This window comes from Pseudoalteromonas sp. G4 (assembly GCF_028875915.1).
Taxonomy (GTDB): Bacteria; Pseudomonadota; Gammaproteobacteria; order Enterobacterales; family Alteromonadaceae; genus Pseudoalteromonas.
The window spans coordinates 1-22667 of the sequence record NZ_JAPEHW010000055.1; the positions used below are offsets into that span (position 1 = coordinate 1).

Consider the following 22667-nt stretch of genomic DNA (forward strand, 5'->3'; position numbering starts at 1 on the left):
AAACGACCTTGCTCGTCTTTACATGCATTTGGTTTATCTTGTGCTTTTTGGTAATCCTTAACAGTAATCATGCCTTTAAGTTTAAAGTCATCATTAACAACTAAGATTTTTTCGATACGGTGCTCATGCATTAGGCCTAGAATCGTTTCACGATCTGCGCCTTCTTTTACTGTTACCAGCTGCTCTTTCTTAGTCATTACTGTAGAAACAGGTTGGTCTAGCTTTGTTTCAAAACGCATATCGCGGCTCGTTACAATACCAACTAGGTTGTTTTCAGTATCAACAACAGGGAAACCTGAGAAACCTTTATCGTGTGCTAATTGAAGTGCACCGGCAATTGTCAGGTCTGCAGTAACAGTAACTGGGTGAGAAACAATGCCCGCCTCATACGTTTTAACTTTACGTACATTGGCAGCTTGCTCTGCAATTGTCATGTTCTTGTGAATGAAACCAAGACCACCTTCTTGCGCTAACGCAATCGCTAAACGTGCTTCAGTAACTGTATCCATAGATGCAGAAACGATTGGCAGATTTAGTTCAATTGTTTTCGTTAGACGAGTTTTAAGGTTAGCTGTATGTGGTAATACAGTTGAGTGGCCTGGTACTAATAGTACGTCATCAAAGGTTAAAGCTTCTTTAGCGATCCTAAGCATTTGCAACTTCTCATGATATCTGTGGGTGTAGGGAGTTGCGGGTGGATTTTATCAGCGAATTTCATTCTAGTAAAATAAAATTTAATGTTTTGTGGTAGAATATTTTCCATTCAGCGCTAAATCATACTGTTATGTTGCAAAATCAGATACAAAAAGTTTATACCGTTTCCTTGCTCAATAAAGAGATACGCTACTTACTCGAACAAAATTTCTTTTCTTTGCAACTCATAGGGGAGATATCGAACTTTATTTCCCCTAGTTCTGGTCATTGGTATTTCAGTTTAAAAGACGATAACGCACAAATTCGCGCAGCTATGTGGCGTGGTAATAATAGAAGTGCCACTTTTAAACCAAAAAATGGCGACCAAGTACTGGTGCGTGCTCGCGTATCACTTTACGAACCTCGCGGTGATTATCAGCTTATTGTGGAGCACATCGAGCCTGCTGGTGAAGGTCAGTTAAAACAACAGTTTGACGCGCTTAAAATGCAACTCGCAGGCGAAGGTTTATTTGCCAGTGAATTTAAAAAGCCGCTTCCCAATAACATTCGCCGTTTAGGTGTCATTACTTCCCCTACTGGCGCTGCCATAAAAGATATCCTTACGGTACTGGAAAAACGTGCCCCCCAACTAGAGGTGGTAATTTACCCTGCGCTAGTGCAAGGAAATGAAGCGCATCTACAGCTAATTGAACAATTACAGCTTGCTAATCAGCGAAACGAAGTGGATGTCATTATTATTGGCCGAGGTGGCGGCTCAATGGAAGATTTATGGTGCTTTAACCACGAAATGCTTGCACGCGCTATTTTCAACTCACATATTCCTGTAGTGAGTGCTGTTGGTCATGAAATTGATACAACTATTTCTGATTATGTTGCGGACTTACGTGCAGCAACGCCATCGCAAGCAGCTGAAATTGTTAGCCCAGATAAAAATCATTTAACTCAGCATATTGATGTACTGCAAAGCCAATTAAATCAACATATGAGAAAACACCTGCAAGTTGCATCACACAATTACCAAGTACTTGAGCAGCGTCTATTACGCTACCACCCAACTAATCGTTTAAACCAACAAGCACAATTACGAGATGAACTCGAGATTCGCTTGCTAAACAGCATAAACCGCCAACTTGAATCCGCTAAATATGCGCAGCACGCATTAAAAGCAAGATTAGAAAAAGCAACGCCTCAAACCAAACTTACTTATGCATCACAATCGCTGCAAAATCTAGTGACACGATTACATTCAAGCCAAGCCAAGCAATTAGAGTTTTCTGAAAAACAACTTGCGGTATTGGCGGCAAAATTAAATGCCACCAGCCCACTTGCAGTATTAGCGCGCGGTTATTCAATGACACAAAAAGACTCCAAAGTGGTTAACTCAGTAGCCCACATTTCTGAAGGCGATAACTTGGCCACTCAGTTTGCCGATGGCCATATCCAAAGCACTGTGACACAGGTGTCAAAACGCAATGATAAATAAACAACAAGTGGTTGGTACGCTTATTTTACAACTTGAAAATAGCTTAAATATCGCAGTGCAATCAGCAAAAAATGCGCACCAAGATGCCACACATGAGCAAAGTAAGGCTGAAACGCAATACGACAGTTTAGGCATAGAGATGGCATACCTTGCTGAAGGGCAAAGTAAACGCATTGAATCACTTAGGCAAGAAATTCAAGCACTTAAAGAAACGCAGTTTCCAAATCAACACGAGCAAGTAAAGCTCGGTCACCTTGTTCACCTCATTGATTGCCAAGCTGATGCGCCATTATGGGTGTTTATTTTACCTGTCGCCGGCGGTAATAAAGTAGTGCTAGGTGATGTCGTGTGCCAAATTGTGACACCGAGTGCACCAATTGCCAAAAAGCTGTTAAAGCAATTTGTTGGTGATGAAATTCGTTTTGATTGGTTAGCTAAAGAGTACGAAATTTACGAACTTATTTGAGTATAAAATCAGAATGTGCTTTTATTAATAAATATTAGTATTTAAGTGTAACCTGATGTATCGCTTATTTTTTTTGTTTTTCTTAATGTGCAGTAGCAGCCTTGCCTTTAGCTGTGAAATTATTATGGGTTACCGCACCAGTGCACGCTTACCTTTAATAGATGCCATCCCCTCAGATAACGGACTTTACAAAGCAATTTTTCAACGCGCAGCAGAAAACATTAACTGTTCATTGAAAGTTAAAAGAGCCCCGAAAAAACGGATAATCAAATTGCTCAAAGAAGGGCATGTCGATTTCTACCCAGGTTTCGGGTTTAGTTTAGAACGCAGTAACGATGTTTATTTTTTTGAAAATGGCTTAACCAGCCATAGTGTCATACTGACACATAAGGATATACCCGACGTAAAATCGCTCAATGATTTAAACAATAAGGTGTTGCTGAAGCCCTATGGTGGTAGAAAGTTAGAAGTTGAACAACAAGATATTTTAGTACGTCATGGACAAGATTTAAGTATCAGTGATGCAGTTAAAGTGCTTGAGAAAAAGCAAGCCGACTTTTTTATCCACAACAAGGCATCAATAACCTATTACTTAGCAAACAACCCTAAAGCACAAGTAAAAATTCATGAATGCTGTTTTGACGCAAAACCGATGTATTTAGGGTTTTCAAAGAAATCAAAGCATTTCAATGCAATAGCAAACGAAAACTACCAAGCGGATAAAGCCACTTCAATCGATAATTTACCTTATAAAATGGATGAGCGTTCAAAGGCCAGCGCATTTGCTAAAGCAATTAATGCGCTGTCTGAAAATGGAGAAATTGCGAAATTAGAAAAGCAGTATTACAGTGCAGCGCTCGATAGCGAGCACACTGCTTCATCAGACATATCTGAAACAAAACACTGATCCATAGTTTCCGCAGGGCACTCTGTGGTTGGCTTACCAACCACTTTCGCAGGCACACCCACAACAGTAGTGTGCTCTGCTACATCAGCCACTACAACAGAGCCTGCGCCAATTTTAGCACCTTCCCCAACATCAATATTACCCAGTACCTTGGCGCCTGCGCCAATCATAACACCGTGGCGAATTTTCGGGTGACGGTCGCCCTGCTCGTTACCCGTACCACCTAAAGTTACGCCTTGTAAAATAGAAACATTGTCTTCAATGATTGCGGTTTCACCTACAACAATACCCGTTGCATGGTCAAACATGATGCCTTTACCAACCTTACATGCAGGGTGAATATCTACACCAAACACCTCTGAATTACGACTTTGGATAAATTGTGCGAGTTCTTTTCGGTCTTGACGCCATAAGCAGTGTGCTAAACGATGTACCTGAATTGACTGAAAACCTTTTAAGTTCAAAAGCACTGTTAGGTAGTTATCAACCGCAGGGTCTCTGTCTCGAACCGCTTTTATATCATGCGCAACATGATCAAGCATGGTGTCGCAATTAACAAATGCCTGATCAAATAATTCACGGAAAGTGAAAGCTGAAACTACTGCATCAGATAATTTATTAGCGACAATAAAGCTTAATGCAGACCCTAGGCACTCATGATTAAGTACACACGAATAAACGTGACTTGCCAATAACGGCTCTTTTCTTACTAAGGCTTCTGCTTCTTTACGTAATTCTTGCCAAATTGTATGACGCATAACAACACCAATCACTTTAACTACTTTTAGCTGTATAGCTTAATTTTAAACGAGTTTAACGCTTTTTGTTAACTTGAGTAAGTAATTAAAGATAAGTTGTTAGACTGATTTATTTGCCTTTAGATAAATGTGTGCTAGAAATAGTCCCCTTCATAACCAAACGCAGCCTCTAAATATGAACAAAAATGTTGTACTTTTAGCCTTTTGCCAAGGACTTATCACAACCGGTAATATTTTGCTTGTGACCATCTCAGCTCTTGTTGGAAAAGCGCTAAGCCCGAGTACCACATTTATTACTTTTCCCGTTGCCATGCAAATGTTGGGGCTTTTAGTGACCACGATCCCTGCATCATTAATTATGGCCAAAACAGGCCGTAAACTTGGATTTAGCCTTGGTAATAGCATAGGTATTTGCGGTGCTGTGCTTGGTTATTTTAGTTTGATGCAAAGCGAGTTTTGGCTATTTAGTTTTGCCACGTTTTTAATCGGTATTGGTATTGGCTTTGCCACGCTTTATCGCTTTGCTGCCATTGAAGCAAGCGACAAACCAGCTGTGGCAATCTCAACCGTAATGGCAAGTGGTGTGGTAGCTGCAATACTTGGCCCTAATTTAGCCGTTTGGGTAAACCATCACTATCCTACGCTCAATTATGCTAATGCATTTATTGCACTCGCATTTTTATATTCCATCGCACTGCTACTGTTGCAGCTCGTTAAATTTAATGAAGTGTCACAGACACAAAATAGTGGAGAAAGCAGATCATTAAAAACCATCGCCACTTCACCTAAATTTATGACCGCGGTGTTTATTGCCATGGTGAGTTACACGGTTATGAACTTATTGATGACGGCAACGCCACTGGCAATGCATCGCCATGGCTTTGACTTAGCAGAATCTGCATTAGTGATTGAATGGCACGTATTGGGCATGTTTTTACCGTCATTTTTTAGCGGCAAATTAATAGAACGTTTTGGCCAAGTCACCATGATGTATGCTGGAATAGTATTGATAGCGCTCTGCTGCTTAGTAAATTTACTTGGTTTAAGCCATTGGCACTTTTTAGCAGCACTGTTTTTATTAGGCGTAGGTTGGAATTTTATGTTTATCAGCGCGACACAAATGGTCAGCCAAACTTATTTACCCCATGAACGAGCTAAAGCCCAAGCGACTAACGAGTTTTTAGTGTTTAGCATGGTAACACTTTCGGCATTAAGCGCAGGTTGGTTAGAAGCCACTGTGGGTTGGCAAACGTTAAACCTTGCTACCTTGCCGATTTTACTTATCACAATTACGTGGTTAACGGTTTATAAAATCAAACAAAAGCACCAATTAATGTCTAAACCTACTATTGGTGAATGTTAAGTAGTTTCAAATAACATGGAGAAAAGTGATGTCACAATACAGTGCTCATATTGAATGGCAAAAAGCACCTAACGAAGTGTTTATCGATGGACGTTACAACCGTGTTCACCAGTGGCATTTTGATGGCGGTTTTTCAATGCCTGCATCGCCATCCCCAATGATAGTGCCTTCGCCTTTTTCAAATCCCGATTTTGTCGATCCTGAAGAAGCCTTTATTGCCTCGCTCGCAAGTTGCCATATGTTGTTTTTCTTACATTTTGCTGCCGATAAAGGCATTGTGATTGAACGTTACTCTGATAACGCAATTGGTGAGCTTGCTAAAAATGATAATGGAAAACTATGTATTACCGGTTTGACGTTAAAACCTGAGGTGATATTAGCTGAGCAATCGATTGCGCATAAAAAAAGCTTGGAGGATTTACACCACCAAGCTCATGAAGCCTGCTTCCTAGCGTGTTCAGTTAATTTTGAAATTACGATAGAAAGCCAGAAGACAAGCTAACGCCCGTCGATAATTAGTAAAATAGTTGATTATCAATTGAACGGCTAAGGTTATTCATCCATTGGCCGTATTTTTTATGAATTGAGTCACCATCATACTTCATATTCATTGAATCTTTGTATTTAAGGCTATACGATTTTTCATCATATACGATATCAATTTTAACCTGATGCTTTCTTACATCAAGCAAACCTGCAATCGTGCCTTCGCTAGTCGCTTTACACATCCAGCCACGTTGCTGACACGCGCTAATAATTGCTTTTTCAACATCTTTTTTAGTAAGCGGCTTATTTGCTGATGAGGCTATTTGGTGATCATAATCACGAACAGGAATAGTTTTACAAGCAGCAAGAGAGAGAGTAACAGCAGCGATCAGCGCAATTTTCTTAAACATTATTGAGTCCTTTTAATTTTGACGATGACATTTCCATCGTAAGGTGCGAATTATTTCATTGAAGTGCTTAATAATCCAGCGCATTTTTTAAATAACAGATGCTGATAGAGCTTTTAACAGCGTGGTGCTATGCAAATGGAAGTTAAGGCCAGTATATCCCTGTTGATATATTTAGTAACAGCCATAAGCTTTGGTTTGTGGTCAAAAACACATTTCTATGCGCTTTAAATAATTTATCTAGATGAAAAAAGCCCGCCAATTGGCGGGCTTTTTATTGCTTTAAAAACGCTTATTTAAATACGTCTTTCACATCCATCACTTCAATGTTGGCTTTATCGATAGCTAGCTTATTTAAATACGTCTTTCACATCCATCACTTCAATGTTGGCTTTATCGATAGCTAGCTTGTAGCTTTCAATTACCTTATCTTCATCAGTAAGTGATTTTGGTTTTTCAGCATTGTATTTAAGCGGAGAAACCGTTTCGTTTGCTAAGCGTGCTTTCATGTCTTTTGCATCACCGGTAATAAACACATAATGAATGTTTTTATTTTGCAGGTTGTCACGAATAACACGATTTACATCTTCAACAGTTAAGCTCGCAAGCTGCTTACGCACATACGCAACAAACTCATCGGTATTGTAGAACTTACTATCAAGTGCATAACCTAGCTGGCGATCTTGGCTTGCAACCATTTGCGGCACAAAGTTAGTTAAGAAGTTACGAGTTGATTCGAAATCTTCTTTGCTCATGCCATTTTCAATTAGCTTATCAAGCTCGTACTGGGCAACACGTGTTGCAAAGTGCGCATCATTGTTAGAGCGAAGTGGACGCAACCAAATTTGGAAAATCTGCTCAGAACGGCCTAAGTTAGCATCTGGTTTAGTTTGGTACATACCACGCGGGAAGTACTCAATATACGCGTAGTCACCATAGTTCATACCACGAATTTGACGAATGCGCTGATACAAGAAGCTGTTTGAGTTACGGTGCTCACCAAAGTAAGAACGCATTAACCAAAGTGCCGCCCAATCTTTATCGCTACGAATCGTATCAATCGGGAAACCAAAGCTAACCGCTGTTGATTTAGCTGGTTTTTCTACGATGGTTGCATGACGACCTTCTAACTTAGGCGCATCAGCAACTGTTAAACGCTTTTCACTGCCTTCAGGAAGCGTGCTTAAGTCTTTAAGCAGTCTTGCTTTTGCTGCATCTGACATTGCGCCTGAGATACCGACATTTAATTTAGCTTGCGTAAATTCAGCTTTATAAAATGCTTTTAAATCTTCAAGTGTGAGTGCTTCTAAATCAGAAATATCGCCATAGTTGTAACTTTCATAAGCGTGACCTTGGTAAAGCTTGCTGTATAACACTTCTTTGCCAAGCTCTTCATCATTAGATGCTTTTAGGCCTGCTTTGATGCCATCAAGCTGTTCTTTCTTTAAACGCTTAAAGTCATCTTCACGCCAACCTGGGTTAAGTAGTTGGTCACTAACAATTTTGTACCACTCGTCTACCTTGTCTTTATTAACACGGCCACGGAATGACACCATTTCTTTATCAATTTGCACGCCAAAGCTACCAGCAATTGGGTAAAGCGCTTTTTGAATTTCTTTGTAAGAGCGCGACTCAGAGCCACCGCGTGCAATCATATTAGCTGTGATTGCTGCAAGGCCTTTTTTACCCTCAGGATCTGCTGCTGCACCCGTGTAGAATAATAGGTTTACATCAACTAGCGGTGAGCTGCTACGCATATCAAGTACAGAAAATTTAGCATCACCTTGTGGCTTACTCATTTCGGCAACAACACCGTTTAAGTCAACCTCTTGCTCAAAACCTTTAACCGATTTAAGTGCCGACATAGTCACAGTTGTACGCCCCGAATCGATAAAGTACTTATTAGCAATCTCACGAATATCTTCTGCAGAGATGCTATCAGCCGTCGCGTAAAGCTGATTAATAACTTCTGGGTCACGCTCAAAATGCATGTAGCTTGCAAGAGTTGAAGCAATTGCTTGCGATGAATCTAAGCCATTAACAAAGCTGTATTTTAGATTAGATTTTAAGTTAGCAAGCTTATCAGCATCGACTAACTCAGTACGCGCTTTTGCATAAGTACGATTAATCGCATCGCGTGCTTTTGCTAAATCTTCTTCTTTTTCAACCTTTACAAATACGTGCAATAAACCCGGATCTTTAGTTTCTGGGTTGTAAGTAAACATTTGACTAGCAAGCTGTTTCTCAACAACTAACTCTTGGTAAAGCGCTGAGTTATTTGAAAAATATAATTGCGAGATTAAATCTACCGCAGCACGGTCTTTTTCTGTTGGCTGCCACGCAGGGCCTTTGTAAGAAACAAGTAACCAGTGGCCCGGTAAACCTTCGCTTTCTTTATGAAGGTATTTTGCCGCTGTTTGCTTTGGCTCTACTGGAATATCAGCAACATAATCGCCACGCTGCCAGTTACCCCAATGCTTTTTAACCAGTTCAATGGTATCGTTCGGGTCTACATCACCGGTAATAATGAGCGATACATATTCAGGCTTATAAAACTTTTCAAAGAACTCTTCACCGTATGCCATTTGATCTGGCATTTTTTCGATGTCTTCAAAAAATCCCATAGTGGTGTGCTTGTAAGTATGCTTTTCAAACGCTTCATTACGCACTGCACTTAATAGCTGACGAATTGGATTAGCATTGTTTTTAAGGTACTCGCCTTTAACTGTCAGCGCTTCAGTTCTAAATTGCGATTCCGTGTATTTAAGGTTTTGGAAGATATCGCCTTTAATTTCTAGCACTGTTTCTAAATGCTGTTTTGAGAAATTAAGGTGGTAGTTGGTGTAATCGTTTGTAGTGTAAGCGCGGTTATCTACACCTGAATTTTTAAGAATATCTGAGTAAACATCTTGCGGGAATTTCTCAGAGCCTTTAAACATCATATGTTCAAAGAAGTGCGCAAAACCTGTTTTACCAGCTTCAACTTCGTTACGTGAACCTACTGATACTGGAATTTGCAGTGAGACTACATCTGGGTAATCTGTTTTAACCACCATAACGCGAAGACCGTTATCAAGCTCTTCTAACACGTAATCTTGTGCAAATACTTTGTTTTCAGCTTTTACTGACGTCTCTGCTTGTGTATTGTTTGATGATGTTGTGCTATTACAACCAGCAAGTGATAGTGCAATTGCTACACTTGCCGCAACCAATTTAAGTTTCATACTGTTTCCCTTGGTTTGGATTATTTTTCTATAGAATTTTTTCTAAACTGGGTAATTATGGCGATGTTCGCGATGTTAAGCGAGCAATTGCGGTAAATGGGTGTAAATGTTTTGCAACATTAAGTTTCAGAATGAAGCGTTAAGGAATCAAAGCTCAGAATGAAGAATTCAGATTTCAGTGCTGAAGCCTAAAACCTTCACAACATGAATTTATCTCAACTTTAATTACAAAAATTTTCAGTCGCAATTTCAAATTTTAGCTATTTAGACGTCTAAAAGGCTGCTATAGTTACTGTATCGAAATTATTAATGGTACGGAACAATGGCTTTATCTTTACAACAGAAAATTCAAGACCCAACACAAGGCGTTTATTTAATTGGTACTACGCCACCAAAAATGGGTACTGAAAAAGATAAAGTAACAGAAATTGCCAATAAGTTATTAGGTCGTTTACATGAAATTGAGTATGACGGACTAGTAATTTACGACATTCAAGATGAAAGTAGCCGTACCAGCGTACCACGCCCTTTTCCATTTAAACACACTGTAGATCCACGTGAATACAGCTTATTACTTAGCGACTTATCACAGTTGGATGTCATCACCTATAAAAGTGTTGCCCAGCGCGGTGTTGAAGAATTTAATGCATGGCTAACAGAAACTAAAGAAAAATACTCTTTGAACAACTTAGTTCTAGTTGGCAGCCCATCATCGGAAGGTGAAATTAAATTAAGCTTACCAAACGCGTATAACGCATTACGTGAGCATCAAAATAAGTTTTTCTTAGGTGGTGTTACTATTGCAGAACGTCATGCATCAAAACGCAATGAACATGAACGTTTATTAGAAAAAACAGCGCAAGGTTGTGAATATTTTATCTCGCAAGCGGTATATGATGCGCAGGCAACAATCGACTTAATTACTAGCTATGCCCGCAGTTGCAAGCAACAAGGCCTAACGCCAAACCGTATCATATTAACCTTTACACCGTGCGGTAGTGAGAAAACATTAGAGTTTATGCAGTGGCTTGGTATTTCTGTGCCGGAGGCAACGAAGTGGCGTATTTTAGATTCTGAGCAATCACTTAATGAATCAGTGCGCATTTGCCGTGAAAATCTAAACCTTATTTTACAAAGCTGTGCTCATTTAGATGTGCCACTAGGTTTAAATATTGAAAGTTTAACCAATCGTAAAGAAGAAATTGATGCGTCAATTAATCTTTACCGCTTATTAAAAGCAACGATGGAATTGAACTTAGCTGAAAAACAACTTGCGAGTTAATTGAGCTCGTTAGGATTTAACGGGCTTAGCCCAGCGATAGAGTGGCGTATAGCCACTTTTTCTTTAAGCCCTTTAAAATCATAATCGGCCCAGTTTATAGTCGCTTTTTGTTTTTGAAAATGAGCAACATTATCCTTTGTTATCACGTCTAAATTAAAGGTCAGTTTTTTATTACGTTGTTTTGCAAAAATATCCTGGCCATTGTCATAAAGTAAAAGGCTTATAAGCGCCCACGCCCCCATAACTTTATGCCCACCAATAGATGCACTGATAGATTGCTTTTCAACTGCTTTTAAAGCACGTGGTATCCAATCAAACCCTCCAATAAAAATATCTTTGTTTGGAGTTCTACCCGACTCTACCGCTGCTTCGCTGGCACCTAGCGCCATTAGATCAGATGCCGCCCAAATAATATTTACCTCAGGAAAGCGTGCTAAGAGTGCTTTGGTTTGCTTAAAAGCGACTTCTTCAGACCAACCGGCGTGTACAGCCTGATAAACAATACCTTGATTACTTTCAAAGTATTCACGCATGCCATTAAATCTTGCCTTTGATTCACTGCCATAATGACCATTAATAGCAACGACTTGGGTTTCTTTATTTGGTAGTAAGTCTTGCTTTAATAACGCAAGTGATTGGGCTAATTGCTTTCCCGCATCATGATTATCAAAATAGATTTCACCTAACCAATATTTATACTTTTCACCTGCTAAACCAATTTTATCGCGCTCTTCACCAAAAATTGTTTGCTCTAAAGTGACAAACTTAATTTGCTCTTCTTCTAAAAGAGACATTAATGCATGGGAGCCGCCAGGATAGTTAAGCACAATGGCGTAGTTTGGCTTTTTATTTTTTGCCAAATAACTCTTAAGTGCAGCCAATTGCACAATGCGATTGCCTCCGCCATAAATCACATCTAATTTGGTGCCAAGTTGTAATGCGGCTGATTGGGTAATCTCTTCAACACTTTGCCAAAAAGGTTCGTTAGGAATGGACGGGTTTACAAATAAAATATCGAGCTCAGCGCGCACTGAACTTGAGAAAAAAATTACCAATAATACAAGGTAGTTAAGCGCTTTTATCATTTGCCCGAAAACTCACATAATCTTTAATAAAGTATTATCAAAAATAACCGCAAAAGCGAATTAAAAGATAAAAAAACAATATAAAGAAAGGGTTTATATTATGGTTTTGCTAAAACCATGTTTTTTATAAGCTAAACAGTTAGCTAAAAATGTGATTGTAAATAGAAAAGGGAGAAGGTATCTCCCTTTTTTTGAGATTATAGATTTGGCCCAAGCCAACGCTCTGCGTCTTCAAGACTCATACCTTGACGTTTAGCATAATCTTCAAGCTGATCTTGCTGAATTTGAGCAACAGCGAAATATTTCGAATCTGGGTGAGAAAAATACCAACCCGAAACCGCAGCGCCCGGCCACATTGCATAAGAGCTAGTCAACTTCATACCAATACGATTTTCAACATCAAGTAACTGCCAAATTTTTTGTTTTTCAGTATGCTCTGGGCATGCAGGATAACCTGGAGCCGGACGAATACCTTGGTAATTTTCGCGAATAAGCTCATCGTTCGATAAGTTTTCATCGGCAGCAAAACCCCAGATTTCTTTACGCACGCGCTCATGCAGATATTCAGCAAAGGCTTCCGCTAAACGGTCAGCAACTGCTTTTACCATAATCTTGTTATAGTCGTCTTGCTGCTGCTCAAATACATCCGCTAAATCATCCTCTTCTAACCCACCGGTTACCGCAAATGCACCAAAATAATCCGGCGTACCTTTTGGTGCAATATAATCAGCTAAACAGTAATTCGGGAAATCCTTCTTCTCGGTTTGCTGACGTAACTGACAACTTGTTACAAGCACATCACTGCGCGATTCATCGCTGTATATTTCAATATCATCTTCGATACGGTTAGCTGGGAAGATACCCATTACGCCTAACGGTTGCAGTTTTTTTGATGATGCTAAATCATCCAGCATGTCGTTAGCGTCTTTAAACAGTTGCTTTGCCTCTTCGCCAACAATTTCATCTTCTAAAATGCGCGGGTATTTACCAGCAAGCGACCACGTCATAAAAAATGGCGTCCAGTCGATATACTCACGCAGTGTCTCAATCGAAACATCTTTAAACTCTGTCACACCAAGTTGTTTCGGCACCGGAGGCGTGTAGTTTTTGAAGTCGATAGGTGCACTGTTAGCGCGAGCTGCTTCAAGTGTTATTGGTTTAGAGCGTGGGCGTTTACGCGCTTGTTGCTCGCGTACTTTTTCATACTCAGCCGTCGTTTTTGCTAAAAACTCCGGCTTTTGCGTTTTGCTTAACAAACTTGACGCCACACCAACCGCACGCGAAGCGTTATTAACATACACCACACCTTTGTCATATTCCGGTTCAATTTTTACCGCAGTATGCGCTTTTGATGTGGTTGCACCGCCAATTAATAGAGGAATATCAAACCCTTGGCGTGTCATTTCTTTTGCCACATGGACCATTTCATCAAGCGATGGCGTAATCAGGCCAGAAAGACCAATAATATCGACCTTCTCTTCAATCGCTGTGCGTAAAATGGTTTCCGCAGGAACCATTACCCCAAGGTCGATCACTTCATAGTTATTACATTGCAGTACAACACCTACAATGTTTTTACCAATATCATGTACATCACCTTTCACGGTAGCCATTAAGATTTTACCGTTGGTTGCGCCTTCTTCTTTTTCCGCTTCAATAAACGGATCAAGATAAGCAACCGCACGCTTCATTACACGCGCCGATTTAACAACCTGCGGTAAGAACATTTTACCAGCACCAAACAAGTCGCCGACGACGTTCATACCGTCCATTAATGGACCTTCAATTACCTGAATTGGTTTGTCCGCTTGCTGGCGTGCCTCTTCGGTATCTTCGTCAATAAATTCGGTAATACCTTTAACAAGAGCATGCTCTAAACGTTTAGCAACAGGCCAGCTGCGCCATTCTAAATCTTCTTTTTTCGCCTCAACACCTTGCCCTGAGTATTTAGGCGCAAGTTCAACTAAGCGCTCACCGGCTTCAGGGTCAGTATTTAATACTACGTCTTCAACTGCATCACGTAGCTCTTTTGGAATATCATCGTAAACTGCAAGCTGACCGGCATTTACGATACCCATGTCCATACCCGCTTTAATCGCGTGATATAAAAACACTGAGTGAATGGCTTCACGCACCGGGTTATTGCCGCGGAATGAGAAAGATACGTTAGAAACACCGCCCGACACTTTACAGTGCGGTAAGTTTTGTTTAATGCGGCGCGTACCTTCAATAAATTCAACGGCGTAGTTGTCGTGCTCTTCAATACCCGTAGCTACCGCAAAAATATTCGGGTCGAAAATAATGTCTTCCGGCGGAAAACCTAATTGGTCTACTAAAATACGGTACGAGCGCTGACAGATTTCAAACTTACGGTCGGCCGTTTCGGCTTGCCCTGTTTCATCAAACGCCATCACTACGGCAGCTGCACCAAAACGCTTAATGATTTTAGCTTGCTTTATAAACGGCTCTTCACCTTCTTTAAGTGAAATTGAGTTAACAATTGCCTTACCTTGAATGCATTTTAAGCCTGCTTCAATTACATCCCACTTCGATGAGTCGACCATAATTGGTACACGAGAGATATCTGGCTCTGACGCAATTAGATTTAAAAAGCGAACCATTGCCGCTTTTGAATCCAACATGGCTTCATCCATGTTGATATCAATAATTTGCGCGCCGTTCTCTACTTGCTCACGGGCAACTTCGAGTGCGGTTTCGTAATCTTCTTCTAGGATTAAACGTTTAAAACGGGCTGAACCCGTAACATTGGTACGTTCACCAACATTGGTAAATACTGCTGTACTGCTTGTCATGTTTGCTCCTAGTTTAAATTACAGGCTTCAAGGCCAGCTAAGCGCATGCGCACTTCAATTTCAGGTAATTGGCGCGGTGCTACATTTTTTGTGCCTTGATACATCGCATTAATGTGCTCAGGCGTGGTGCCACAACAGCCTCCAACAATATTAATAAAGCCCGACTCAGCCCAATCAATAATCTCTTTCGCCATTTCGTCCGCTTCTAAATCGTATTCACCAAATTCGTTCGGTAGGCCTGCATTAGGGTGAACCGATACAAAGGTTTCACACACACGCGATAACTCTTCTACATATTGGCGCAATAAATCAGGCCCAAGGGCACAGTTAAGGCCAATTGAAATAGGCTTAATATGACGAATAGAATTGTAGAATGCCTCAGTTGTTTGGCCTGATAAAGTTCGGCCCGATGCATCAGTAATGGTGCCTGAAATCATTACAGGTAAAGTAACACCTGCGCGCTCAAATGCTTCTTCTACTGCAAAAGCCGCTGCTTTTGAATTAAGCGTATCGAAAATAGTCTCAATCAGAATTAAATCCGCGCCACCTTCAATCAATGCCAGCGTTGATTCAATGTAGGCTTCAACAAGGGCATCAAAGGTAACGTTTCTAAAACCAGGATCGTTTACATCTGGCGAAATAGAACAGGTTTTTGATGTTGGACCAAGAACACCGGCTACATAGCGCGGTTTAGTTGGATCTTGTGCTTCAAATTCATCACACACTTTGCGCGCCAATTTTGCCGATTCAAGATTGATTTCACGACTTAAGCTTGCCATTTCATAGTCTTCCATTGAAATGGTGGTCGCGTTAAAGGTATTGGTTTCAATAATATCAGCGCCTGCCGCAAGGTATTCACGGTGAATTTGTTCAATAATTTGCGGTTGCGTTAAGCTAAGTAAGTCATTATTGCCTTTGACCAACACATGCCAATTTGCAAAGCGTTCACCACGGTAATCTTCTTCTTCCAGCTTGTATTTTTGGATCATGGTTCCCATTGCACCATCAAGAATATGAATACGCGTTTTTAATGCAGCGCTTAGCTGCTGTGATTTATTCGGCATAGTTGTTAGTCCTTACGTCTTGACTGACTAAGTTAATATCATATGGCGTGGTTTGATAAACATAGTAGTTTAACCAATTTGAAAATAATAAAAAGGCGTGGCTCTGCCAAGTTTTACTTGGTTTAGCGCTAGCATCATCACCGGGAAAATAATTTTCTGGCTTAGGTGCATTTTTGTCGCCTTCTAAATCACGCAAATATTCTTTTTGCAGGGTGTCAGCATCATATTCAGGGTGCCCTGTTAAAAAGACCTGAGAGCCCGATTTATTCTTTATTAAAAATGCGCCGACTTCGGGTGAACCTGCAATAACCTCTAACTGGCTATGGTTTGCAATATCGGCCTCATTAATATGGCCGTAGCGTGAATGCGGCACTAAAAATTCATCATCAAAACCACGCGTTAGCGCGGCGTGTTCAAAATAACGTTGATGTTTAAAAACACCACAAAGCTTTTTCGCTTTTAAAGTGCGCTTTAAACCATAATGATGATACAAACTAGCATGCGCTGCCCAGCAAGAAAATAAGGTAGAGGTAACATGATGCTCCGCCCAATCGAAGATTTCTTTTAATTCTTGCCAGTAACCAACATCGCTATATTCAAGGTGTGCCAATGGCGCACCAGTCACAATCATGGCATCGTAGTTTTCATTCTTAACTTCTGAAAAATACTTATAGAACATATCAAGGTGCTGCTCTGAGGTATTTTTACTACGGTGGGTGTCTAAACGCAGCAACTCCACATTTACCTGCAACGGAGAGTTAGCCAATAAGCGAATAAACTGTACCTCTGTCTCCACCTTATTTGGCATTAAGTTTAAAATGGCTAGTCGCATTGGGCGGATCTCTTGTGTTTGCGCACGGCTTTGTGGCATTACAAACACATTTTCTTGCCTTAATGTATTAATGGCGGGCAATTGATCTCGCACTGTGATTGGCATCATTTTATCCTTATTACTGTGGTAGATTGGCTAATTATGAACAGATAGCCAGAAATATCAAGCTCCAGATGTTTAGATGTCCAAATGATTTTTGTAATTTGCCAGATAACTTCTATAGTTTAGGTAGTGCTGATTTTTTTGAAGTGGGTTATATAACCCGTGTTAACAGATACAGATATTGACCAAAAACATGTTATTGAACGCATGACAGACATCGTTGCCTGCCTAAACAGTTGTGCTTCAATTGAAAACTTTTTGTTGGATATTCACTGCATTTTACAAAAAGTCACTTATGCAGATAATTTTTATGTCGTATTACAAGACGAAAATGAGCGCCTTACCTTCCCTTACTTTCATGATGTAAAAGACAGTATAAATGTAGATTCCCTACAGGGTATTGATAAAGAAGCTTTAAGCCACACCCTTACTGCGTATGCATTATCTGGGCATAAAGTATGTAACTATCAAGAAAGAGATATTCAAAACCTTATCGACTCTGGCACAGTGAATATGCTTGGCAGTTTGCCAAAACAGTGGTTGTGCTTCCCTCTAACGCATCATGATGTGTTTTTAGGAGCATTTATCATTCAGTCTTATCGCAATGAAAATGAGTATGACAGCACTATCGTTGATGTGCTTTTTACTATTAGCCATGTTATTTCCTCAGCACTTGATGCCTTTCGAATGCAGCAAGCTTTGTTGAAAGCAAACAACAAACTGCAAAGTTACCAGCTTGAATTAGAAGCAAAAGTAAAAAAGCGCACAGAGCAACTTGAACAAAGTGTAAACGAGCTCAAAAAGGAAGTTACATATCGTAAAGAGCTGCAAAGTGAACTCGAACACGAATCTTTACACGATAGTTTAACTAAGCTCGCTAATCGCAAATACCTTTTCAAAAAAATTGATGAATTATCTGCAAAGCACCTACGCAATCCACAAAACATTTATTTAATGTACCTTGATTTAGACGGGTTTAAACAAGTGAACGATAACCTTGGTCACCCTGCTGGCGATGCGGTATTAGTTGAAGTTTCAGATCGAATACAAAAAATGATCCGCCCTTATGATTTTGCCGCCCGCGTTGGGGGGGATGAATTTATTATTATTTTTGATGAAAATATGACATACGATGAGGTTTGTACCATTTCACAACGCATTATTGATGCTGTTTGCGATAGGATTTCTTCTGAAAATCAAACTGTCACCGTAGGTGTGAGTATAGGAATTTCATCTACTGTGCTAAATAGCCTTGCTCCTACCGACCTAATTCATTACGCCGATATCGCTCTCTACCAATCTAAAGCCAATGGAAAACGACAATTTACATTTCATCAAAATAGCTAAGACTGCTACAAAGCCTCTTTTTAATTCATTACATCAAGTGCTTTACTAACAGAGGTTTACCTCGACTAATTTGATTTGCTTGTGCTAAAAATAACTCTGCCGTTGCCATTGCGTCAGTTAATGCGTTGTGACAGCTGTATTCAGGCAAACGATAACGTTCGCGGCAATTGTTTAAAGTGAGGCTATCTTGTGCAATAACTTGGCCTTGCCTTGCTAAGCGTTTATGTTCAATTTGCATGGTATCGAGTATGGCTAGCGGTTTATGTAAAAGACCGGCTTTATTAAATGCCAAACGCAAAAATGACCAATCCAATTCTTGATTATGAAAAATAAGTATTTTGTCATCAAGTAGTTCATTTAAGGCTTTAAGTGCCTCATTTAATGGCACTCCCTGCGCTAAGCTATCACTATCAATGCCATGAAAAACAGGGCTTTGATTGAGATTACTTACCTGATTGTTTATAAAGTGCTGGCAATTCCCTATTTGAATTCGCTGATGACTGATTGGCACCCAGGCAATCGAGACTATTTCATCCTGCTTAGCATTTAGGCCAGTTAGCTCTAAATCAATCACTAAATAATCGGTTTTAAAGCAATTCGCTTTTAATACATCTGCATCTCTATCTGGTAACACAAAAAAACGCTTTAACGATTCAAATAACCCCATTACAAACTTCCTCTGGCAAATTTAAACGCAGCCGCTTGTTGCGCCTGTTTAATTAAGTAAAAAGCCTCCTTAAGTTGGTGTCTTTCAAGCGAAGTTAAATCTTCTGGGTCAATGCAGTTTGCTGGTAAACCTTTTTGTTGCAACTGTACGTTTAAACGCAGTTGAGTAAGGTAGCGCCAACAATCTTTTAAATCATAAATATCTGATTTATTCACATCTTGCTTTTTAGCAAGCGCACTTAAGCGCTCCAGAGTATTGGCCGCATTAATATTATGATGCAGCGCATAAAGGCGAACAATATCATTAATAATAGCAACACCACGTTTTTTTAAATCAAGGTAAGTGTGCTTTTGCTGATTTTTCTCTAATTTAAACTGGTTAAATAAGCCGATAGGAACAGAGTTAGCGTTGATATCCGTCGCCATAGACGCAAAAAATATTTGATTTTTAGTGGTAGTTAAAATGCCTTTACTAAAGGAGTCGAAAAGGCTTTCTGAACCTTCAACAAAGCGTATATCAAAAAAGATCTTACAATTTAAAATAGCCTGAGGTGATGGGCTTTTAATCCATGAACTAAACTGATTTAGCCAACCCGACAGCCCCATACGGCAACTATCGCGGCTTGCCATAATGCCACCTGGGCATTCTTTAATACCGCAGGCAATTAGGTTATCACAAACAAACTCACCCAATGCTTTAAAGTATTCCAATTGCGATTGAGTTAGGTTATCAGGCATTAGCAAACCGTTGTCTTGATCTGAATGCAGGGTTTGCTCTTCTCGCGCTTGAGAGCCAAAACAGATCCAACTAAATGGTGTGGGTGCTTTGCCGTTTTGTTCTTGGAATAATTGAATAAGCCTTGTGGTCATAGCATCGGTAATACCACTGAGTAATTTACCAATTAAGCTGGTATCTTCCACCCTATCTGAAAAGCCACGTAATAACTCAGGAACTTCTAATGCATAGCGTTTAATATCAGCGACACTTTCAGCTTTATATATTCGACCAATTAACTGCACTGGGTCGGATTTTTGTTGGCGTAATAAATCGGTTGCGGTGATCATACCTATCGGGTGGTGCTGCTCATCAAGCACAGGTAAATGGTGAATATTTTGCTTTAACATTAAGTGAAATGCAGAAAACACTCGATTATGCTCAAATACATGCTTAGGGCTTGTCGTCATAATCGTTGCGACAATATCATTTGGGCTTCGCCCTTCAGCAAGTACTCGATTACGAAGATCGCGGTCGGTGATAACTCCCACCAGCTTGCTATTTTCGGTGATCATCAATGACGACACACCAAACTGGCTCATTGTTTTAGCAGCATCACAAATTTTAGTGTCTGGATCTGCGGTTACCGCTCCCTGCTTCATAATTTCGCAAATGCGTTTACTTGACCAATCATCACTGCGTTTTTTGTAGTTAACACTTAATAATCGATTAGCATGGGCTCGCACAAAGTACTGCGCAAATGCCTTATAGTGTTCGCGCAGGTAATCCCAGTGCATTTGGCTAAGCAAATAAACAATACCTTCATTTTGCACTTCTAGACGATTGCTGATTGGCTCACCGGTAAGTAACGAAGGGTAGCCAAAGTAGTCACCTTCACTTAAGCGGGCAACAACTTCGCCACTACTGTCTAAAATATCATACAGTCCTGAACGAATTAGAAATAAACATGGTGCGCTCGAATTTAACCACTGGTTTTGGTTTTCTGGCGTTAAATAAACCGCCTCTAGACTTTTTATAAAGTATTCTGTTGCACTGCTATCTAGATCATTAAACGGTGCTTGAGCTTTAATAAAACGTCCCACTTCATTGAGCTCTAATGCCATGATCACTCTCCTTAACTGTGTCCAACCTATCACTGTGAAAAAGGTTAAAAGAACCTAGGCTGTTTTCTGACTCTAGCAGAGCATTAAGCAAAAAAAAGCCCGACTATAGTCGGGCATTAAGCGTTATATTTGATTTAACTCAAATAGCTGGTTGATTAGTGAGCATGTGCTGCACTTGAACCTTTCGGGTTACGAATATCTTCAACCATTTGCTGAATTTCTTCAGGCGCTTCAGAAGTTACTTTACATACTAAGAAAGCAACACCAAAGTTTACTAGCATACCGATTGTACCAATACCTTCTGGTGAGATACCGAATAACCAGTTTGCAGGAACGTTCGCACCTGGGTTTACAAACTTGAAGTAAATGATGTAACCAGCGGTGAACACAATACCTGAAATCATACCTGCAATCGCACCTTCTTTATTCATACGCTTAGAGAAAATACCCATTAGCAGCGTAGGGAAGAAGCTCGATGCAGCTAAACCAAAGGCGAATGCTACAATTGCGGCAACATATCCAGGCGGATTAATACCGAAGTAAGCTGAGATAGTAATTGCGATCATCGCTGCAAGGCGCGCGGCAATCAGTTCTTGCTTATCACTGATATTTGGCTTCAAGGTACGCTTCAGTAAATCGTGTGATACTGAGGTTGAAATAACCAGTAGTAAGCCAGCTGTTGTAGATAGTGCCGCAGCAATACCACCAGCAGCAACTAATGCAATTACCCAAGCTGGTAAGTCAGCAATCTCTGGGTTTGCAAGTACCATGATATCACGGTCAATCTTAACTTCGTTTGCACTGTTAGGATCTTCCATTTTACCTGCTGAATACTGCATTTTGCCATCGCCATTCTTATCATTGAATGTGATTAAGCCTGTACGTTCCCAGTTTTTAACCCAAGTTGGTGCTTCTGCGTATTCTGTACCGCTGCCGTCTTTACCGTTAATTGTATCAATTAGGTTTACGCGAGCGAATGATGCAACAGCAGGTGCTGTAGTGTAAACGATTGCGATAAATACTAATGTCCAAGCCGCTGAAATACGCGTGTCTTTTACTTTTGGTACAGTGAAGAAGCGAACGATTACGTGAGGAAGACCCGCAGTACCTACCATTAGTGCAGCAGTAATTGCGAATACATCGATCATCGATTTAGACCCTTCGGTGTATTGGGCAAATCCGAGTTCGGCACTGAGTCCATCGAGCTTATCAAGTACATACATTCCTGAACCATCAGTTAATGTTGCACCAAAACCTGTTTGCGGTAGTACGTGACCTGTCATCATCAATGAGATGAAAATTGCAGGTACTAGGTATGCAAATACCAGTACACAGTACTGAGCTACTTGCGTATAAGTAATGCCTTTCATACCACCTAATACTGCATAGAAGAATACGATTACCATACCAATGTAAACACCGGTTTCGATATCAACTTCTAAGAAGCGAGAGAATACAACACCTACACCACGCATTTGGCCTGCAATATAAGTAAAGCAGATAAAGATTGCACAGATAACCGCTACCGTACGCGCTGTTTGCGAGTAATAACGGTCACCAATGAAATCTGGCACAGTAAACTTACCAAATTTACGTAAGTATGGTGCTAAACAAAGGGCAAGTAGTACATAACCACCGGTCCAACCCATGAGGTATACACCACCATCGTAACCTACGAACGAGATAATACCCGCCATAGAAATAAATGATGCAGCACTCATCCAGTCAGCCGCAGTTGCCATACCATTTGCTACAGGTGGTACACCACCGCCAGCAACATAGAATTCTTTAGTTGATCCCGCACGTGCCCAAATTGCAATGGCAATATACATTGCAAAACTTGCACCTACGATAATAAAAGTTAGCGTTTGAACGTCCATTATTATTCT

18 protein-coding genes are annotated in these 22667 nt (G+C 40.3%); 7 read left to right on the forward strand and 11 right to left on the reverse strand.

Going from position 1 to position 22667, the window contains the following annotated elements:
• Positions 1-653, reverse strand: a 653-nt coding sequence (locus ON073_RS14610; protein WP_274762613.1) for an IMP dehydrogenase, incomplete at its 3' end; no start/stop codon positions are given.
• 131 nt (positions 654-784) lie between these two features.
• On the opposite strand from ON073_RS14610, the gene xseA reads away from it, so the two are divergent.
• From xseA to ON073_RS14625, 3 genes are read left to right on the forward strand one after another with little or no spacing between them, the layout of a single operon-like run.
• A complete protein-coding gene (xseA, locus tag ON073_RS14615) occupies positions 785-2137 on the forward strand; it encodes an exodeoxyribonuclease VII large subunit (RefSeq protein ID WP_274762614.1) in 1353 nt (450 codons plus the stop codon).
• Positions 2127-2603, forward strand: a complete 477-nt coding sequence (locus ON073_RS14620) for a transcription elongation factor GreAB (protein WP_274762615.1) — start codon at positions 2127-2129, stop codon at positions 2601-2603. Before xseA ends, ON073_RS14620 begins: the two co-directional genes overlap by 11 nt.
• A 55-nt stretch (positions 2604-2658) precedes the next feature.
• Positions 2659-3510: a substrate-binding periplasmic protein gene (locus tag ON073_RS14625; RefSeq protein WP_274762617.1), complete on the forward strand. Its 852-nt coding sequence runs from the start codon at positions 2659-2661 to the stop codon at positions 3508-3510.
• Here ON073_RS14625 and cysE read toward each other — a convergent pair.
• Entirely contained in the window at positions 3447-4268 is an 822-nt protein-coding gene (gene cysE / locus ON073_RS14630; protein WP_274762619.1) for a serine O-acetyltransferase, read from the reverse strand. The genes ON073_RS14625 and cysE overlap by 64 nt on opposite strands.
• A 175-nt stretch (positions 4269-4443) precedes the next feature.
• Here cysE and ON073_RS14635 point away from each other — a divergent pair, with 175 nt between their 5' ends.
• Together ON073_RS14635 and ON073_RS14640 are read left to right on the forward strand one after the other, a co-directional pair.
• A complete protein-coding gene (locus ON073_RS14635; protein ID WP_274762620.1) occupies positions 4444-5631 on the forward strand; it encodes an MFS transporter in 1188 nt (395 codons plus the stop codon).
• A gap of 28 nt (positions 5632-5659) precedes the next feature.
• Positions 5660-6133 carry an OsmC family protein gene (locus ON073_RS14640; protein WP_274762621.1) on the forward strand — a complete coding sequence of 158 codons (474 nt, stop codon included), beginning with the start codon at positions 5660-5662 and terminating at the stop codon, positions 6131-6133.
• A 13-nt stretch (positions 6134-6146) separates the two neighbouring features.
• Here ON073_RS14640 and ON073_RS14645 read toward each other — a convergent pair whose 3' ends face one another.
• Complete coding sequence (locus ON073_RS14645; protein WP_274762622.1) at positions 6147-6527, reverse strand: hypothetical protein; 381 nt, start codon at positions 6525-6527, stop codon at positions 6147-6149.
• Positions 6528-6874: 347 nt separating this feature from the next.
• Positions 6875-9748, reverse strand: coding sequence for a M16 family metallopeptidase (locus tag ON073_RS14650; protein ID WP_274762623.1), 2874 nt, complete (start codon positions 9746-9748; stop codon positions 6875-6877).
• 322 nt (positions 9749-10070) lie between these two features.
• Here ON073_RS14650 and ON073_RS14655 point away from each other — a divergent pair, with 322 nt between their 5' ends.
• Positions 10071-11030, forward strand: a complete 960-nt coding sequence (locus ON073_RS14655; protein ID WP_274762624.1) for a hypothetical protein — start codon at positions 10071-10073, stop codon at positions 11028-11030.
• On the opposite strand, the gene ON073_RS14660 is transcribed toward ON073_RS14655, so the two are convergent.
• From ON073_RS14660 to ON073_RS14675, 4 genes are all read right to left on the reverse strand, one after another.
• Positions 11027-12115, reverse strand: a complete 1089-nt coding sequence (locus tag ON073_RS14660; RefSeq protein ID WP_274762625.1) for an ABC transporter substrate-binding protein — start codon at positions 12113-12115, stop codon at positions 11027-11029. The two genes, ON073_RS14655 and ON073_RS14660, sit on opposite strands and share 4 nt — an antisense overlap.
• A 197-nt stretch (positions 12116-12312) precedes the next feature.
• Positions 12313-14928, reverse strand: a complete 2616-nt coding sequence (gene metH, locus ON073_RS14665) for a methionine synthase (RefSeq protein ID WP_274762626.1) — start codon at positions 14926-14928, stop codon at positions 12313-12315.
• An 8-nt stretch (positions 14929-14936) separates the two neighbouring features.
• Positions 14937-15992, reverse strand: a complete 1056-nt coding sequence (locus ON073_RS14670; protein WP_274762627.1) for a homocysteine S-methyltransferase family protein — start codon at positions 15990-15992, stop codon at positions 14937-14939.
• Positions 15982-16929, reverse strand: a complete 948-nt coding sequence (locus tag ON073_RS14675; RefSeq protein ID WP_274762636.1) for a homoserine O-succinyltransferase — start codon at positions 16927-16929, stop codon at positions 15982-15984. The genes ON073_RS14670 and ON073_RS14675 overlap by 11 nt, the downstream gene beginning before the upstream one ends.
• A 159-nt stretch (positions 16930-17088) precedes the next feature.
• Between ON073_RS14675 and ON073_RS14680 the strand changes: the two genes are divergently transcribed.
• Complete coding sequence (locus tag ON073_RS14680; protein WP_274762628.1) at positions 17089-18273, forward strand: diguanylate cyclase domain-containing protein; 1185 nt, start codon at positions 17089-17091, stop codon at positions 18271-18273.
• Between the two features lie 28 nt (positions 18274-18301).
• On the opposite strand, the gene ON073_RS14685 is transcribed toward ON073_RS14680, so the two are convergent.
• The 3 genes from ON073_RS14685 to ON073_RS14695 all read right to left on the reverse strand — a co-directional run bounded on the left by ON073_RS14685 (position 18302) and on the right by ON073_RS14695 (position 22658).
• Complete coding sequence (locus ON073_RS14685; RefSeq protein WP_274762629.1) at positions 18302-18940, reverse strand: exonuclease domain-containing protein; 639 nt, start codon at positions 18938-18940, stop codon at positions 18302-18304.
• Entirely contained in the window at positions 18940-20778 is a 1839-nt protein-coding gene (locus tag ON073_RS14690) for a DUF294 nucleotidyltransferase-like domain-containing protein (RefSeq protein WP_274762630.1), read from the reverse strand. Before ON073_RS14690 ends, ON073_RS14685 begins: the two co-directional genes overlap by 1 nt.
• Positions 20779-20933: 155 nt before the next feature.
• Positions 20934-22658 carry a sodium:solute symporter family protein gene (locus tag ON073_RS14695; protein WP_274762631.1) on the reverse strand — a complete coding sequence of 575 codons (1725 nt, stop codon included), beginning with the start codon at positions 22656-22658 and terminating at the stop codon, positions 20934-20936.
• Positions 22659-22667: the final 9 nt, after the last annotated feature.

Bases quoted from the DNA above. Each gene is read 5' to 3' on its own strand.
- ON073_RS14660 (WP_274762625.1), bottom strand. From the start codon at position 12,115: ATGATAAAAGCGCTTAACTACCTTGTATTATTGGTAATTTTTTTCTCA.
- ON073_RS14655 (WP_274762624.1), top strand. From the start codon at position 10,071: ATGGCTTTATCTTTACAACAGAAAATTCAAGACCCAACACAAGGCGTT.
- cysE (WP_274762619.1), bottom strand. From the start codon at position 4,268: ATGCGTCATACAATTTGGCAAGAATTACGTAAAGAAGCAGAAGCCTTA.
- ON073_RS14690 (WP_274762630.1), bottom strand. From the start codon at position 20,778: ATGGCATTAGAGCTCAATGAAGTGGGACGTTTTATTAAAGCTCAAGCA.
- xseA (WP_274762614.1), top strand. From the start codon at position 785: ATGTTGCAAAATCAGATACAAAAAGTTTATACCGTTTCCTTGCTCAAT.
- ON073_RS14685 (WP_274762629.1), bottom strand. From the start codon at position 18,940: ATGGGGTTATTTGAATCGTTAAAGCGTTTTTTTGTGTTACCAGATAGA.
- ON073_RS14625 (WP_274762617.1), top strand. From the start codon at position 2,659: ATGTATCGCTTATTTTTTTTGTTTTTCTTAATGTGCAGTAGCAGCCTT.
- ON073_RS14695 (WP_274762631.1), bottom strand. From the start codon at position 22,658: ATGGACGTTCAAACGCTAACTTTTATTATCGTAGGTGCAAGTTTTGCA.
- ON073_RS14620 (WP_274762615.1), top strand. From the start codon at position 2,127: ATGATAAATAAACAACAAGTGGTTGGTACGCTTATTTTACAACTTGAA.
- ON073_RS14650 (WP_274762623.1), bottom strand. From the start codon at position 9,748: ATGAAACTTAAATTGGTTGCGGCAAGTGTAGCAATTGCACTATCACTT.
- ON073_RS14645 (WP_274762622.1), bottom strand. From the start codon at position 6,527: ATGTTTAAGAAAATTGCGCTGATCGCTGCTGTTACTCTCTCTCTTGCT.
- ON073_RS14635 (WP_274762620.1), top strand. From the start codon at position 4,444: ATGAACAAAAATGTTGTACTTTTAGCCTTTTGCCAAGGACTTATCACA.
- ON073_RS14675 (WP_274762636.1), bottom strand. From the start codon at position 16,929: ATGCCAATCACAGTGCGAGATCAATTGCCCGCCATTAATACATTAAGG.
- metH (WP_274762626.1), bottom strand. From the start codon at position 14,928: ATGACAAGCAGTACAGCAGTATTTACCAATGTTGGTGAACGTACCAAT.
- ON073_RS14670 (WP_274762627.1), bottom strand. From the start codon at position 15,992: ATGCCGAATAAATCACAGCAGCTAAGCGCTGCATTAAAAACGCGTATT.
- ON073_RS14640 (WP_274762621.1), top strand. From the start codon at position 5,660: ATGTCACAATACAGTGCTCATATTGAATGGCAAAAAGCACCTAACGAA.